11 protein-coding genes are annotated in these 12,667 nt (G+C 62.1%); 6 read left to right on the top strand and 5 right to left on the bottom strand.

Going from position 1 to position 12,667, the window contains the following annotated elements; translation table 11 throughout:
* Positions 1–52: 52 nt before the first annotated feature.
* The 5 genes from ACXMYO_RS10600 to ACXMYO_RS10580 form a co-directional block, all read right to left on the bottom strand.
* Positions 53–1,414, bottom strand: coding sequence for an MATE family efflux transporter (locus tag ACXMYO_RS10600; RefSeq protein ID WP_457808677.1), 1,362 nt, complete (start codon positions 1,412–1,414; stop codon positions 53–55).
* A gap of 236 nt (positions 1,415–1,650) precedes the next feature.
* Positions 1,651–1,905, bottom strand: a complete 255-nt coding sequence (locus tag ACXMYO_RS10595; protein ID WP_438764522.1) for a YfhL family 4Fe-4S dicluster ferredoxin — start codon at positions 1,903–1,905, stop codon at positions 1,651–1,653.
* Positions 1,906–1,982: 77 nt separating this feature from the next.
* On the bottom strand, positions 1,983–2,465 hold the full coding sequence (gene coaD, locus ACXMYO_RS10590) for a pantetheine-phosphate adenylyltransferase (RefSeq protein WP_438764521.1): 483 nt from the start codon (positions 2,463–2,465) through the stop codon (positions 1,983–1,985).
* A gap of 159 nt (positions 2,466–2,624) precedes the next feature.
* On the bottom strand, positions 2,625–4,490 hold the full coding sequence (locus ACXMYO_RS10585) for a beta-ketoacyl synthase (RefSeq protein ID WP_438768459.1): 1,866 nt from the start codon (positions 4,488–4,490) through the stop codon (positions 2,625–2,627).
* Between the two features lie 261 nt (positions 4,491–4,751).
* Positions 4,752–5,354 carry a DedA family protein gene (locus tag ACXMYO_RS10580; protein ID WP_457808676.1) on the bottom strand — a complete coding sequence of 201 codons (603 nt, stop codon included), beginning with the start codon at positions 5,352–5,354 and terminating at the stop codon, positions 4,752–4,754.
* Between the two features lie 79 nt (positions 5,355–5,433).
* Between ACXMYO_RS10580 and trmB the strand changes: the two genes are divergently transcribed.
* The 6 genes from trmB (at position 5,434) to ACXMYO_RS10550 (ending at position 12,641) form a co-directional block, all read left to right on the top strand.
* Entirely contained in the window at positions 5,434–6,132 is a 699-nt protein-coding gene (gene trmB / locus ACXMYO_RS10575; RefSeq protein WP_457808675.1) for a tRNA (guanine(46)-N(7))-methyltransferase TrmB, read from the top strand.
* Between the two features lie 34 nt (positions 6,133–6,166).
* A complete protein-coding gene (locus ACXMYO_RS10570) occupies positions 6,167–6,505 on the top strand; it encodes a DMT family transporter (protein ID WP_457808674.1) in 339 nt (112 codons plus the stop codon).
* Between the two features lie 104 nt (positions 6,506–6,609).
* Positions 6,610–8,097: a D-alanyl-D-alanine carboxypeptidase/D-alanyl-D-alanine endopeptidase gene (gene dacB / locus ACXMYO_RS10565; RefSeq protein ID WP_457808673.1), complete on the top strand. Its 1,488-nt coding sequence runs from the start codon at positions 6,610–6,612 to the stop codon at positions 8,095–8,097.
* Positions 8,098–8,290: 193 nt separating this feature from the next.
* Positions 8,291–8,659, top strand: coding sequence for a diacylglycerol kinase (locus ACXMYO_RS10560; protein WP_438764515.1), 369 nt, complete (start codon positions 8,291–8,293; stop codon positions 8,657–8,659).
* 266 nt (positions 8,660–8,925) lie between these two features.
* Positions 8,926–10,620 (top strand): BCCT family transporter, encoded by a 1,695-nt coding sequence (locus tag ACXMYO_RS10555; RefSeq protein ID WP_457808672.1) that lies wholly within the window; start codon positions 8,926–8,928, stop codon positions 10,618–10,620.
* Positions 10,617–12,641, top strand: a complete 2,025-nt coding sequence (locus ACXMYO_RS10550) for a CocE/NonD family hydrolase (protein WP_457808671.1) — start codon at positions 10,617–10,619, stop codon at positions 12,639–12,641. Before ACXMYO_RS10555 ends, ACXMYO_RS10550 begins: the two co-directional genes overlap by 4 nt.
* Positions 12,642–12,667: the final 26 nt, after the last annotated feature.

The raw sequence follows: 12,667 nt of genomic DNA, 5'->3' as shown, positions 1-12,667 counted from the left end.
TAGGCCAGTAGGTATAAAGTGTTAATTCAAGAAAATCGCGCTTTCCTGGGGTCTATTCATTGAAACGATTCGTGTCGCCCCGGTCAGACCATTGCCCTCGACGTCTTGCCAGATAGATCATGCCAAGCCCCAGCGAGCGCACCAGCGTAAAGGTGGTAAAGGCAAGCCAGAGGCCATGATTGCCCAGTGGCTGGGTCAGCCACCAGACCGGCAGGTAGACCAGCAGGGCGGCGATGATGGTGTCGCGCATGGCCCGGGTCTGCGTGGTGCCGATGAACACCCCGTCGAGAAGATAGCTCCACACTGCGATCATCGGCATGACAACCAGCCAGGGCAGATAGTCGCCGGCCAGATGGCGAACGGCCTCGATACCGGTCAGACGCGCAATCAGCCAGGGGCCGCCAATCGCAAAGGCCAGCGCCGCCAGCCCCGCCGTCAACAGCGAAAATACCGCACAGGCTCGTACCGACGCAGCGAACTCGCGCCAGTCTCGTCGCCCGGCGGCTCGCCCGGTCAGGGCTTCAGCGGCGTTGGCAAATCCGTCCAGGCCGTAGGAGACCATCATGACCAGCTGCATCAAAATGGCATTGGCAGCCAGCGTCTGATCGCCCAGCTGCGCGCCCTGGGAGGTAAAAAAGGCCATGGCGAACAAAAGGCACAGGGTGCGGATAAACAGATGGCGATTGACCCGGAAAAGCTCGCCATAGGCCGTGATGCGCTTGAGTGGCGTGGCATCAAACCGCCCCCCCAGCGTTTTCAGCGCGCGCCGCACCAGCCACAGCCCGACCGCCAGCGCCGTGTAGTCGCCGATCAGCGATGCGGTGGCCACGCCCTTGACGTTCATGTCGAGCCTGACCACCAGCACGATATCGAGCACTATGTTGATGCTGTTGGTCACCAGCATCAAAAGCAGGGTGACGCGGGCATTCTGACGCCCCAGAAACCAGCCGATGATGGCGTAGTTCATCAACACTGCCGGCGCGGAAAAGATACGAACATGCGCGTAGTCGGCGGCCAGCTGTGCGGTCGCCTCGCTGTCGGGCTGCAAAAGCCGCAGGCCGATATCGATCAGCGGTGCTGACAGCGCCACCAGGGCCAGGCCGATGATCGCACCGATCAGCAACGACTGCCCGAGCAGGTCGCGAACGCGTTGATCCTCGCCGCGCCCGGCGGCCTGAGAGGTCAGCCCGGTGGTACCCATGCGCAGAAAGCCAAACCCCCAGAACAGAAAGCTGAACAGCGTGCTGCCAAGGGTGACGGCCGCCAGATAGCGGGCGTGGGGCAGGTGACCGATGACGGCGGTATCCACCAGTCCCAGCAACGGCACGCTGGCATTGGAGATGATGATGGGCCATGAAAGCCGCCAGACGTCGTGAAGGCGCGGCAAAAAGGCAGGGGATCGAGACTGGGACATGTGGCTACCGACTGATGGTTACGACGCGAGCCTGCCACACCGATAGTGTGGCGTCAGTACGCCCGCAGGATGCAGATATCAGAATCAGTGTGATCGATGCTCAAGACATGACAGTGCCCCCGCAATGAGAGCCTTTCAGGGCAGCCCTTCGACTGGCATATTCTCTAATCGATCATGAAAAGGGGGCAGCCTGAAGGCTGCCCCCTTTTTTCAAATTCGTCGAAAGTCTTTAATGATCAGCTTTCAACGGCCGTGATGCGCTCGTATTTTTCCATCAGCTGCTCTTGTGACTCCTCGCGCTCGGGGTCCAGTGGAATGCAGTCGACCGGACAGACCTGCTGACACTGCGGTTCGTCAAAATGGCCGACACACTCGGTACATAGCCCCGGGTCGATCACGTAGATCTCTTCGCCCGGTGAAATGGCGTTATTGGGACATTCCGGCTCGCAAACGTCGCAGTTGATGCACTCATCGGTGATCATCAGGGACATGGTAACCTCCTGGTTCGCGCGCGCTGCAGGTGAGCGCGGCGCGGCTGTCATCCGCCGGCCCTGGGCCGTTCGCCGTATCAGTCGCTGCGAAAGTGTTCTTCCAGCGCCCGGGCGATGCGGGGATGCACCATCGTTGAAACGTCACCGCCAAGGCGGGCAATTTCACGCACGATAGTGGATGAAATATAGGAATTTTCGACTTCGGGCGTCAAAAAAAGGCTTTCCACGTGAGGTGCCAGCGCCCGATTCATGTTGGCCAGCTGCAGCTCGTATTCGAAATCGGAGACGGCGCGCAGACCGCGCAAAATGATGCGGGCGCCCACCCGGTCCACCAGCTGGGTCAAAAGGCAGCTGAACCCAACCACTTCGATATTGTCGAGATGGCCCAGAATTTCCCGGGCCAGTGCCACCCGCTCATCAAGTGACAGCGCCGGCTGCTTGCGCGGACTCTGCGCGATGGCAACGATGACGCGATCAAACATCGAGGCGGCACGTTCGATCAGATCGGTATGCCCGTTGGTGATCGGATCAAACGTTCCGGGGTAGACCACAATGTTCATGTACAGGCTCCATCAATCCCCGACATGCCGGCAGTGTGACGCCGGTCAGGGCTTTCGATGATACGCGTCCGGGCTGCCGACGGCGTCGGGAGGTTACTGTAAAGTCTTCCGGGCGACAAACGTTGCTGCCGGACCGGCACAGTCGCCCCCGTTGATGCATTAATCGAGCGTGCCGAAGGGATTGTCAACCTCCAGCGAGACCGGTTTGTGATAGCCGGGGATGCGAATGTCGCGGGCGCTGACCTCGAGTTCGGGGCCTTCGAGCACGCCCTCACCGAAGCGGTAAATGGGTGAAAACTCGCCCCGATGCGCCTGCGCCTCGAAGCGCGCCTGACACTCGCGTATCTGCTCGCGGCGGCGACGCCACTGGGTCATTGCCGCTTCGCCGTGGCGCTGAGTCAAAAGCCGTTCTGTCACTTCCGGTGACAGCAGCGGCGCCGTGGCGTTGTTGCCGCCAAAGCCCTTGGCGTTGATGAAGCTGACATCGGCGCGAAACTCGCGATGGTCGCGAAAGATATCCAGACGCTCGCCATGAACGTCGTCGGCCACGGCATCGAGGGTAAAAATACCCGGCAGCAGGCCGGTTTTGAAACTGCCCAGCGCACTCATCAGCTGATCGCCGGCGGCGCTGCCCTGGGAGTGCCCCAGGTAGGCCTTGACGGCGGCCACCGGCCAGTGCTCGATGCCGTTGGCGCGCGCCACGCTGTCGAGCACATGGGATTCGGTAATTCGATTTTTGGGGGTGCTGGTGCCGTGAGAATGAATATAGCTGCGTTCCCGCACGGCCCTTTCACCCAGAATGCTGCTGGCCAGCGCCACGCTTTTGCCAAGCGTGATGTAGTTGCCGATGCCGGGCGCTGAAATGGAGCGCTTGTAGCCGTCGGCATTGATAAAGACTTCCGGCACGGCGCCCAGGATATCGGCCCCCAGTTCAAGCGCCAGACTGTCATCCATGAGCATGACAAACTGGGCGGACTCGGCGATGGTAAAACCGCAGTTGCGCGCAAAGGGGCGGCACACGCGCTGATAGTCTTCGTCGGTCAAAAGCTCCAGAGCGTCGAGCGCCTTGACGCTGGCATCATCGGCCAGCGCGCTCATGACGCGAAAGCCTTCAACGATTTCCGGCGTGATGGGGGCATCGGCGGTGCCGACCATGACCATTCGGCGCCGACCCATGCGAATGTCGTCCACGCCCAGGCGCAGATTGTACAAAAAGGTCGCGCAGGCGCCCTGCATGGCGCCGGTAGCGCCCACGCTGCCCAGCACATAGGCATTGAGGAAATCGGCCGGCATCTGCCCATAGCCCAGCGGCATCTGCTTGGATGTGGTGCGCTGGCCGGTTACGAAACTGTTCAAAAGGCCACCCCAGCCCTGGGCATCAAGCTGGCCGATCGAGTTGCCGGCATACACGGCGATCTGATCGGGATCGAGCTTCTGGCTCAGGCTGTCCCATTCAAACCCGCTCTGGCCCAGGCAGTCGGAGGCGGCAAAGATGGTCATCGACAGGGCGCGCGGGTGGTGCACGCTGCGATAGAAACCGGCCGGATCAAATCCGGTCGGCAGCTGGCCGGCACTCTTGACCAGCGCGTCGCGCCGCTCCGGCAGCAGGACGTCAAATTCGCCGGCAGGAATGGTCACGCTGACGTGACGCTCATTGATCGCCTCGATCTGCCAGTGTGCCGGCGGATTCTCGGGCACCTGGCGACGACTGAGGCTGACCGTCAGCGGGGCATCCAGCGTCAGGCTGGCCTGGCGATTGGCCGGGATACCGGCATCGGCAAAGCGCTCGTCCTCGATACGCCGAATCAGGGTATGACGAAGGATGTAGGATTCGTGGCGTGCGGCCAGGGTGGCATCGTCAGGGGCGTTACCGTGATCATCCGTCTCGTCCGGCAGGTGCTGTCCCATCAGACGGGCCAGTCCCGAGAGGGTGTAGTGTCGGGTCTTTTCAGGCAGCGCATCGATCACGGTCCGGTAAAAGGACTGATGACCGGACGTTCTGCCAGCGGGATTGATACCGCCCATGCCGACGATCACCGGTAACTGTGACAAGCCGAAACCCTCGTGTTGATGCCTATAAGGAAGCGATAAAGCCATGGCGACCGCGTCGCTGAAAGGATGGCGATTTGTCTCCATCACATGCCGTGATGGCTCCGCCAAAACAGGGCAGTCATGATAGCATCGCCCCGGGCAGGACGTCATGTCGGCCGGTCAACGAGTTGTCATGTCAGGGTGGTAGAGTGTCGAGGGCACAGGCGCGGGGCAGTGTCTGCCTCGATCGCCCGGTCACCGGTTGGTGGTGCGCCGGTGGTGGCGCCACAGACGCACCACATACAGCACGACGACGGCCAGCAGCACTACCAGAACCACCCACAGGCTGCCCGACAGCGCCGTATGCTGTAAAAGCCAGTGGCTGCCGCCGACCAGACAGCACGCCCACAGGCAGGAACCCAGCGTGGTGTAGAACAGGTAGGGCAAAAGCGGCATGCGGTGAAAGCCCGCCGGTATCGATACCAGCGATCGCATACCCGGAATCAGGCGTCCGAACAGGACAACCAGCGCACCATAACGCCCGAAGCGCCGGCTCGAGCGCTCGATATCCTGTGGTGCAAGGGCCAGCCAGTGTCCGTGGCGGGCCAGAAAGCGCATGCACTGACGCTCGTCGAGCCAGCGCCCCAGTATATAAAGCGGCAGCGTTCCCAGTACCAGCCCCAGAGTAGCGGCCACGATGGCCGGCGCCGGCGTCATGGCGCCGGAGGACATGATGTGGGCAAGAACGGGGAGCGTCGACTCGGCCGGCAGGGGCGGAAAGGCATTGATGAGCATTGTCAGCAGGGTAATGGCCGTGTAGCCGTGCGTGTCCAGAAGCTGCTGAAGCCATGCCTGCATGGGGGTCTTGATCCGTTGACATCAGGGGTTGGCGCCGTGCGGTGCCAATAAAGTTCCATCATTATTGTTAAACGTTACCATGTTCGCCAACTCCACACCGGTACACTCTACGCAATCGGGTCTGCATCCTGACCTGACCTTTCATGTTCAGCGCGCGCTCGACCATCAGTGGCAGCGACCCATCGCCGAGCACACCCGGGCCGCCTTTGACACGGCGCAGCAGTTCTATCAGGCCCACGGCGGGCCGCTGATTCTGGACGCCGGCTGTGGCACGGGCCACTCGACCCGACAGCTGGCCCGTTGTTACCCCCGGGCCTGCGTGCTGGGCATCGACCGAAGCGCCGACCGGCTGTCGCGAAACCACGACCGGACACTGGGCGCCTTTCCCGATAATGCCCTGCGGGTGCGGGCCGATCTGGTCGATTTCTGGCGTCTGGCGCATCTGGCCGGCTGGCAGCCGGTACGCCATTTCGTGCTCTATCCCAACCCCTATCCCAAGGCGTCGCAGCTCAAAAGACGCTGGCATGCCCATCCGGTGTTCCCGGTGGTGGTGGCACTGGGCGGGGTGCTGACCCTTCGCAGCAACTGGCAGGTCTACGTCGATGAGTTCGCCTGCGCCATTAATCTGGCCACGGGCCAGAAGCCGCCTGTGGAGGCGCTGTCGCTGACGCCGGAAAGCGATTTCATCAGCGCCTTCGAGCGCAAGTACTTCGACAGCGGGCATACCCTGTGGCAGCTCGAGTGTGCGTTGACTTCCATGGATATCGACTACGCTTGAACCCCGCCGCGACCCACCATGGAAGGAAGACGTCATGCCCTGGCTGACCTATCTCTATTTGATACTCGCCATTTGTGCCGAAGTTATTGCCACCAACGCCCTCAAGGCCTCCAACACCTTTACCCGGCCAGGCCCCAGCCTGATCACGGTGGTGGGCTATGCGCTGGCGTTTTATCTGCTGTCGATGGTGCTCAAGAGCATGCCCGTGGGGGTGGCCTACGCCATCTGGGCCGGTCTTGGCATGGTGCTGACGCTGCTGGTGGCCATGGTCATCTTTGGCGAGCGACCCGACGCGCCGGCGCTTCTGGGTATCGCGCTCATCGTGGCGGGTGTGGTGGTCCTGCAGTTCTTTTCGAAGATGAACGCGCAATAAATATATAAAAACACCGTGGATGCCGGCGTATCGCATTGCCACGGCACAGGCATGCCCATTACTCTGAGGCTTAAACAAGATGCCCATGAAACAGGGAATTTTTCATGCCTGTAAGGTTTAGCGCCGTAGGCGAAAGTCATTTCAGTGTCTTACGCCTTTTGTCCTGTCTGTTGCTTTTCCTGATGCTATTGATCACCGGGTCGGTGGTAACCCCCGGGGCGCATGCCGATGGTTTTCCTGCCACCCAGGCGCTGACGGACAAGGGATTTGTCGTCGGTGCCCAGGCCCGCCTTCTGGACAGCGGTGAGTCACTGGGCAGTATCGCCCCCGACCGGCAGATGACACCGGCGTCGGTATCCAAGCTTTATACGGCCGCGGCGGCGTTGACCCAGTGGGGGCCGCAAAAGCGCTTTACCACCGAGCTTCGCAGCAGCGGTGCCATCGTGGATGGCGTGCTCAAGGGCGACCTGATCCTTGATGGCGGCGGTGACCCGGGCATGACCAGCGAAGACTACTGGCTGCTGGTCCAGGGGCTGGCAAGCCGGGGTATCCGTCGTATCGACGGCCGGGTGCTGGCCAGCCAGTGGCGTTTCGGCCCGGTAAGCTGCGTGACCACGGATCGGTGTGACGCCCGCATGCGTACTCGACATGCCTTCGATGCTCAGCTCACGTCCACGGCGGTGGATTTTGCCACCTGGTGTCTGCGCGTGATGCCGGGCGAGGCCGAGGGGGTGCCGGCCCGGGTGAGCAGCTGCGCCGGCCCCACGCCGCTGACGCGAGTGGATAACCGGGTAACCACCGTGTCGCAGGGCAATACCGGCATCAGCGCCGAGCGCACGACCGTCAATGGCGAAGACACCATGGTGGTCTCCGGGCAGATCCGGCTGGGCAGCGCGCCCAGCAGCGTGTATCGCTCCAGCGCCGACCCGGCCGGCCAGGCGCTCAAAACGCTCGAGTCGCTGATGAACGATGCCGGCATTGCGGTGACGGGCGGGTTTGCTGCCACCTCGAGTCGCCCCGCGACAACAGCGCAGACGCTGTCAGCGGTCGAGGGCAAGCCGCTGCAGGAGCTGCTGCTGCGCATGCTCAACTACTCCAACAACTTCATGGCCGACGTTCTGGCGCTGAATCTGGTCAATGGTACCCCCACCATGCAGAGTGCCGGCGCCGCTCTGAGCGCCTTTGCCACCGGCATCCCCGGGCATGGTCCGGTCGATATGCGCTCCGGCAGCGGTCTGACGCCGGAAAGTCAGACCAGCGCCCGTGGTGTCACGGCGCTGCTTGATCACATGTACCATCAGCCGGCGCTCTTTCCAGTCTTTGTGGCCGGCATGCAGACGCCGGTCAACGGCCCGATGAACTTTGTTCGCCGCGGCAGCCAGCGCTTTCAGCAAAACGTGATGATCAAGACCGGCACCCTCAACGAACCGGTGCCGGTACGCGCCGTGGCGGGCTATTTTCGAACGCAGTCCGGGCGCTGGGGCGCCTTTACGGTCATGGTCAACGGTCTGGCCCCCACGCCCTATATCAACTGGACCACCACCCTTGAGGCGGTGGCCAGCGATATCGATGCCATGATCGCCGGCCACTGACCTCATGTCCGCCCGGCTGTCAGCCCTTCGACAGGTCGGGCAGACGCCATGCCGCTGCCGGGCGGCATCTTTTCATGCCCGGGCCGGCGCCGGTCGTGGCCCCGCAGTGCACTGCTTTGGTAGGATGCCTCCTTCCCCTTAAAGATGGCAGGTTGCCTGCGACACCTGTGATCCATGGACAGGAACCTTCTGCATGAAGCCCGCGCATACCGGTATCAAGCGGCTATTTCATTCCACGCGCTACTCCTGGAAAGGGCTGTCGGCGGCCTGGCACAATGAGGCGGCCTTTCGCCAGGAGCTGATCGTGACCGTGGTGCTGCTGCCGGCCACCTTCTGGCTGGGGCAGTCGCTGATCGAATGGCTGTTGCTGATGGGCAGTGCGGTGCTGGTCATGGCAGTGGAGCTGCTCAACTCTGCCGTGGAAACCGTGGTGGACCGCATCGGCGTTGAGCACCACGAGCTCTCCGGGCGTGCCAAGGACCTTGGCTCGGCTGCCGTTTTTCTCTGCGTCCTGTTTGCCTTTCTGGTCTGGGGCAGCCTGCTGGTGGTGCGTTTGACCTGACCCGCGGCGGCCCTGCCCATCTTCGCCATGACGGCCCGAAGCGATTCGCTTCGGGCCGTTTTTTGTGGGCGGTTTCTGAAGGTTAATGATCCGTCATGTCCACAGGTCATGCCCGTATACCCATTTATTGATTGCAAGGCCTGGCTGAAAGGCTTTGGATGGATCAGGTATTCCCTTGTGGTATGAGGGTCGGCGATAACGCCGTCATGCCCTCGAGATGTTTGCGTCATGCAGGACACATAACGATAAATTACGGGAAAACCGCGATGACACATTCCATTCGACCATGGGTTTTCTGGCCCGTGTTTCTGGTGCTGCTGGCCGCCGTTGTCACAAGCTTTGTCAATCTGGAAGGCTTTGTCAGCGTGGCCGGTGCGCTCAACACATTCGTTTTGAGTCACTTTTCGTGGCTTTTCAGCCTGGGCAGCTTCTATCTGCTGGTGCTGGGCATCATTATTTATGTCTCGCCACTGGGCCGTATCCGCATTGGCGGGGAGAAGGCCACGCCATTGCTGTCAAAGCTGCGCTGGTTTTCGATCACGCTGTGCACCACGCTGGCGGTTGGCATCCTTTTCTGGACCACGTCCGAGCCTTTGTATCACTTCCACGGCCCGGCGCCGGGGCTTGGCATCCCGCCCGAATCCCCTGAGGCCGCCCGCTTTGCCATCTCCAGCATGTTCCTGCACTGGACGTTTACCCCCTACGCCATTTACGCCGTACCGGCCCTGGTTTTTGCGCTGGTGTTTTACAACCGCCGCCAGCGCTTCTCGATCGCCAGTTTTTTCGAGCCGCTGTTTGGTCGGGCGCGCGTGCGCCGCGTCGGCGGGCTGATCGATGCCGTGGCGCTCTATGCACTGGTGGCCGGCATGGCCTCATCGCTGGGCACCGGCACGCTGACCATTACCGGCGGACTCAACGGCTACATCGGTGGAGAGACCAGCCCCTGGAAGCTGGGTATCGTGACCGCGCTGATCGTGACCACCTTCGTGATCTCGGCGGCCACCGGCCTGCAGCGCGGTATCGCCAGACTTTCCTCGCTCAACGCGTTCTTGTTGCTGGTGGTTGCCGTTTTTGTGCTGATTACCGGCCCGACGCTCTACATGCTGGGGCTGGGGGTGGAGTCGATCGGCACCTATCTGGACGGCTTTTTCGTACAAAGTCTTTATACCGGCACGGCGGCAGAGGACACCTGGGCGCAGTCGTGGAGCATCTTCTACTGGGCGGTGTGGTTCGCCTGGGCGCCGGTGACCTCGCTGTTTCTGGGACGCATCTCGCGCGGCTATACGGTGCGCGAATTTCTCAACATCAATCTGATCCTGCCGGCGCTGTGTGCGATGGCCTGGATCATCATCTTCTCGACCAGCGCGCTGCATCTGGACATGGCCGACAACTCGAAGCTCTATGCCCTGCTCAACAACGCAGGTATCGAACAGGTGCTTTACAGCTTCTTTGGCGAGCTGCCTCTGGGCGCCATTACCGTACCGCTTTTGCTGTTCATCGCCTTTATCTCCTACGTAACGGCGGCGGATTCCAATACCGATGCCATCGGTAATCTGTGCACTCGTGGGCTGACCGCCGATTCCGACATGACCAGCTCTTTGCCCATGAAGGTGGTGTGGGGCGTGATCATCGGCACCGTCTCCTGGGTCATGACCAGCTTCGTCGGCATCGAGGGGGTGAAGATGCTTTCCAACCTGGGCGGGCTGCCGGCGATGCTGATGATTCTGCTGGCCAGCGTCTCGATCTGGCGCTGGATCGGTGATCCCTCACGAATCAATGAGCCGCCGCTTTTCGAGCAGACGGCCGATTATCTCTCGGAAAACGTGCTGTCGGAAAATGTGCTCTCGGATAACGGGCCGTCGGAAAATGCGTCGTCGGGCAGCATGAGTGGCGACACCACGGACCGCCACGCCACGACGACTGAACCCCCCTCCACGACCGAACGGGCCGCAAGACAATGAACATCAGGGATGACTTTCCTCACCGCGTGCGTCATATCGACAATACCTGGATCACGCTTTCCGACGGCACCCGGCTGGCCGCGCGCATCTGGCTGCCGGAAGACGCCGAGCAGCATCCGGTTCCGGCGATCCTGGAATATCTGCCCTATCGCAAGCGCGACGGCACGGCAGTGCGCGATGAGCTGACCCATCCGTATCTGGCCGGGCACGGCTACGCCTGCGTGCGGGTCGACATGCGCGGCAACGGCGAATCCGACGGGCTGATGCAGGATGAGTATGCCCCGCAGGAGCAGGCCGACGGGCTAGAGGTGATCGACTGGATCGCATCGCAGCCCTGGTGTACCGGCAAACTCGGCATGATGGGCATCTCGTGGGGCGGCTTTAACGGCCTGCAGCTGGCCGCGCTGCGCCCCGAGCCGCTCAAGGCGATCATCACGCTGTGCTCCACCGATGACCGCTACGCCGATGATATCCACTACAAGGGCGGCAACATGCTGCTGGAAAATCTCGGCTGGGCGGCAACCATGCTGAGCTTTTCGGCCGCCGTGCCCGACCCGCAGCTGGTAGGCGAGCGCTGGCGCGAGATGTGGCTCAACCGGCTTGAGAACATGCCACTGCTGGCGCAAACCTGGCTTGGCCATCAGCACCGTGATGACTACTGGCGCCACGGCTCGGTGTGTGAAAACTACGGCGATATCGAGGCGGCGGTCTATGCCATCAGCGGCTGGGGTGATGCCTACATGAACGCGATCCCGCGGATGATGGAACAGCTCACCTGTCCCAAAAAGGCGCTGGTGGGTCCCTGGATTCACAAGTACCCGCACTTTGCGATCCCTGATCCGGCCATCGGTTTTCTGCAGGAGGCGCTGCGCTGGTGGGACTACTGGTTGAAGGATATCGACACCGGGATCATGGAGGAACCCGAGTGCACCTTCTATCTGCAGGACGGCCTGCCGCCGGCGCCAAAGTATGACGTGCGCCCGGGGCAGTGGGTGCGCACGCATGGCTGGCCGGCACCCGATGATGAGGTCGAGACGACCACGCTGATGCTGGGCGATCATGGGCTGGTGGCGCGCGGGGAACTGAGCGAATCACGGCGAATTACCTCGCCGCTGACGGCCGGCTCATTGCAGGGCGAATACATCGGGCTCTGGTACGGCGCCGATTTTCCGCCCGACCAGCGCCGCGATGACGGTCTGGCGCTGACCTTTGACTCCGAGCCGTGGGCGGCAGGGCTTGAACTGCTGGGCCAACCGACCATTGAGGTGTCACTGGCCAGCGACACCGACGGCGGCCAGCTCAATGTGCGCCTGTGTGACGTCTCGCCCGACGGCGAAAGCGCGCTGATCACCTATGGCACGCTCAATCTCAACCTGCGTAACGATCCGGGTGTGATCGAGCCGCCCGTGCCGGGGGCGCCCCTGCAGATTCGCCTGGCGATGGATCTGATCGGCTATCGCCTGCCGAAAGGCCATCGACTGCGCGTGGCGCTATCGAGTGCCAGCTTTCCACTGGTGTGGTCGCCGAAACAGCGCTCGGATCTGACCCTTTTGGCCGGTACGCCGCGTCTGGAGCTGCCGGTCTCCAGAACGGCCCATATCGATATGCCGTTCGAACCGCCCGAGACAGCCACGCCCTGCCGGCTGGAAACGCTGCGCCCCGGGGTGCCAAAGCGCACGATCAGTGAGGATGTGGGCAGCGGTGAGGTCAGCGTGACCGTGGAAGATGACATGGGCGACGTGCGCTTTGTCGATCACGGATTGAGAGTCGATCAGCGCGCGCGTGAGGTCTATACCAGCCACCCCACGGATGCCACGAAAACGCGTGCCGAGATCCAGTGGACCTACCGGGCGAGTCGCAATGAGGGGGCGGGGCAGTTTTCGGTCGAGGTCGAAAGCCGCTATCAGCTTCGCTGCGACGAGACGAACTTTTATCTTGACGCTTCACAGGTGGCGCGTGAGGGGAATCGGGTCGTCAGCGAGCGCCAGTGGGCGCACACCATCGCGCGTACGGCGATCTGACGGTGTCCTGTCGACCGGGGCGGGCA

It is taken from the genome of Kushneria sp. EE4 (genome assembly GCF_977968315.1).
Note: the sequence above shows the minus strand (reverse complement) of the source record. Positions and strands in the feature narration are given on the sequence as shown.

Excerpts from the sequence above, each read along its gene's own strand:
- ACXMYO_RS10600 (WP_457808677.1), bottom strand. The coding sequence starts at position 1,414 with ATGTCCCAGTCTCGATCCCCTGCCTTTTTGCCGCGCCTTCACGACGTC.
- ACXMYO_RS10595 (WP_438764522.1), bottom strand. The coding sequence starts at position 1,905 with ATGTCCCTGATGATCACCGATGAGTGCATCAACTGCGACGTTTGCGAG.
- coaD (WP_438764521.1), bottom strand. The coding sequence starts at position 2,465 with ATGAACATTGTGGTCTACCCCGGAACGTTTGATCCGATCACCAACGGG.
- ACXMYO_RS10585 (WP_438768459.1), bottom strand. The coding sequence starts at position 4,490 with ATGGGCGGTATCAATCCCGCTGGCAGAACGTCCGGTCATCAGTCCTTT.
- ACXMYO_RS10580 (WP_457808676.1), bottom strand. The coding sequence starts at position 5,354 with ATGCAGGCATGGCTTCAGCAGCTTCTGGACACGCACGGCTACACGGCC.
- trmB (WP_457808675.1), top strand. The coding sequence starts at position 5,434 with ATGTTCGCCAACTCCACACCGGTACACTCTACGCAATCGGGTCTGCAT.
- ACXMYO_RS10570 (WP_457808674.1), top strand. The coding sequence starts at position 6,167 with ATGCCCTGGCTGACCTATCTCTATTTGATACTCGCCATTTGTGCCGAA.
- dacB (WP_457808673.1), top strand. The coding sequence starts at position 6,610 with ATGCCTGTAAGGTTTAGCGCCGTAGGCGAAAGTCATTTCAGTGTCTTA.
- ACXMYO_RS10560 (WP_438764515.1), top strand. The coding sequence starts at position 8,291 with ATGAAGCCCGCGCATACCGGTATCAAGCGGCTATTTCATTCCACGCGC.
- ACXMYO_RS10555 (WP_457808672.1), top strand. The coding sequence starts at position 8,926 with ATGACACATTCCATTCGACCATGGGTTTTCTGGCCCGTGTTTCTGGTG.
- ACXMYO_RS10550 (WP_457808671.1), top strand. The coding sequence starts at position 10,617 with ATGAACATCAGGGATGACTTTCCTCACCGCGTGCGTCATATCGACAAT.